At 67.6% G+C, this 1,912-nt stretch carries 2 protein-coding genes; both read left to right on the top strand.

Annotated elements, in window-relative coordinates; genetic code table 11:
• Nucleotides 1–64 precede the first annotated feature (64 nt).
• Nucleotides 65–310, top strand: a complete 246-nt coding sequence (locus Q8R73_RS01330; RefSeq protein ID WP_305717750.1) for a zinc-finger domain-containing protein — start codon at nt 65–67, stop codon at nt 308–310.
• A 7-nt stretch (nt 311–317) separates the two neighbouring features.
• Nucleotides 318–1,520: an FAD-dependent monooxygenase gene (locus Q8R73_RS01325; RefSeq protein WP_305717749.1), complete on the top strand. Its 1,203-nt coding sequence runs from the start codon at nt 318–320 to the stop codon at nt 1,518–1,520.
• Nucleotides 1,521–1,912: the final 392 nt, after the last annotated feature.

The raw sequence follows: 1,912 nt of genomic DNA, 5'->3' as shown, positions 1-1,912 counted from the left end.
CGCGCGGCGCTCTTGCCTGCGTCCATGACCGCGTCCGCCGCATTTGCCATCAGGGTGAAATACAATGTCCGATCACGTCGTTCCGCACTTCCACAATGATGCCGGCGTTTCGGTCATTGAGATCGGTTCGAAGGAGTTCATGTGCGTCGGCGCCAATCCGCCGTTCGATCACCCCCATGTGTTCCTCGACCTCGGCAATGACAACGAGATCATCTGCCCTTATTGCTCGACACTGTACCGCTACGCCGCCGACCTTGGCGCCGGCGAGGCGCGTCCTCCCGAATGCGTGCTGAAAGACAAGGTCGCCTGACCGGCCGGTGGCCATCTCGCGCACCATCGTCGTCGCTGGTGCCGGGATCGGCGGACTGACGGCGGCGCTGGCGCTCGCTGCGCAGGGCTTCCGGATCGTTGTGCTGGAAAAGGCCGAGCGGCTGGAGGAAGCCGGCGCCGGCCTGCAATTGTCGCCCAATGCCAGCCGGGTGCTGATCGAACTCGGCCTGCAGCCGCGTCTTGCCGGGCGCGCGGTGATCCCCGAGGCCGTCAGCATCATGAGCGCCCGCCACGGCGGCGAAATTTCGCGGCTGCCGCTCGGCGAGGCTGCCGGCTTTCGCGCCGGCGCGCCGTATTGGGTGGTGCATCGCGCCGACCTGCAGGGCGCGCTGGCGGCGGCTGTTAACGATAATCCCGATATCGAGCTCAGACTCGGCTGCCAATTCGAGGATGTCACCGCGCACGCCAAGGGACTGACGGTGGTGCAGCGCAGCGGCATGACGCGCCACCAGGAAGTGGCGACCGCCCTGATCGGCGCCGACGGCATCTGGTCCACGGTGCGGCAGCATCTGTTTCCCGAGGTGCAGCCGCAATTCTCCGGCCTGATCGCCTGGCGCGGCACGCTCGACGCCACCCAGCTGCCGCGCGAATACACCTCGCGCCGGGTCCAGCTCTGGATGGGGCCGAACGCCCATCTCGTCGCCTACCCGATCTCCGGCGCGCGGCTGATCAACGTCGTCGCCGTGGTGCCCGGCACCTGGAACCGGCCGGGCTGGAGCGCGCCCGGCGAGGCCGCCGAGATCAAGAATGCGTTTGCCTCCTACCGCTGGCCGGCGCCGGCGCGGATGATGCTCGGCGCCGTCGACGACTGGCGCAAATGGGCGCTGTTCACGACGCCCGAGGGCGGCCAGTGGAGCGACGGCGCGGTGGCGCTGCTGGGCGACGCCGTCCATGCCATGCTGCCGTTTGCGGCCCAGGGCGCCGGCATGGCGATTGAGGATGCGGCGGTGCTGGCCAGGGTGCTGGGCGAAGGCCCCGGCGACGGCGCCGCCGGCATGACCGCCGCGCTGAAGCGCTACGGCCAGATCCGCCGCGGCCGCGTCGCCCGGGTGCAGCGCACGGCACGGCGCAATGGCACGATCTATCATCTGGGCGGCCCGGCGGCGCTGGCGCGCGACTGGTTCATCCGCGCCGCCGGCCCGCAACGCATGCTGGCGCGGCAGGACTGGATTTACGATTGGCGGGCGTGAGGGGGTGTGGGGCGACGTCTCATCCGTCGTTCCTGCGAACGCAGGAACCCATACGCCGTGCCGTCGATGTTGCAGATGGCGTGAGAAGACTTGTTGACTCACTGCGCCATTAATTCGGACGACCGGGATGATGGATCCCTGCGTTCGCAGGGACGACGGATGAGAGAGTCCGTTTCCAACAGCAAACACACCTTCGCGATCTCGCGGCAGCTTTCGCCCGAGGTTTGCCATCAATTTCCTCGCTCTCCAAACAGAGGGCGCGGGGAATGCCGGGCGCCCGATGCGCCCGATAGCCACGTGTGCAATGGGTAGAGGTAGAGCGCACACGCGTTGTCAGGTCACACCGGAATCACCCGGCACTCCCCGCGCGATGGTTTTTACTTATACGTGGT

Source organism: Bradyrhizobium sp. (assembly GCF_030697065.1).
Taxonomy (GTDB): domain Bacteria; phylum Pseudomonadota; class Alphaproteobacteria; order Rhizobiales; family Xanthobacteraceae; genus Bradyrhizobium.
The sequence above is the reverse complement of the archived record's forward strand: the minus strand, read 5'-3'. Positions and strand labels throughout refer to the sequence as shown.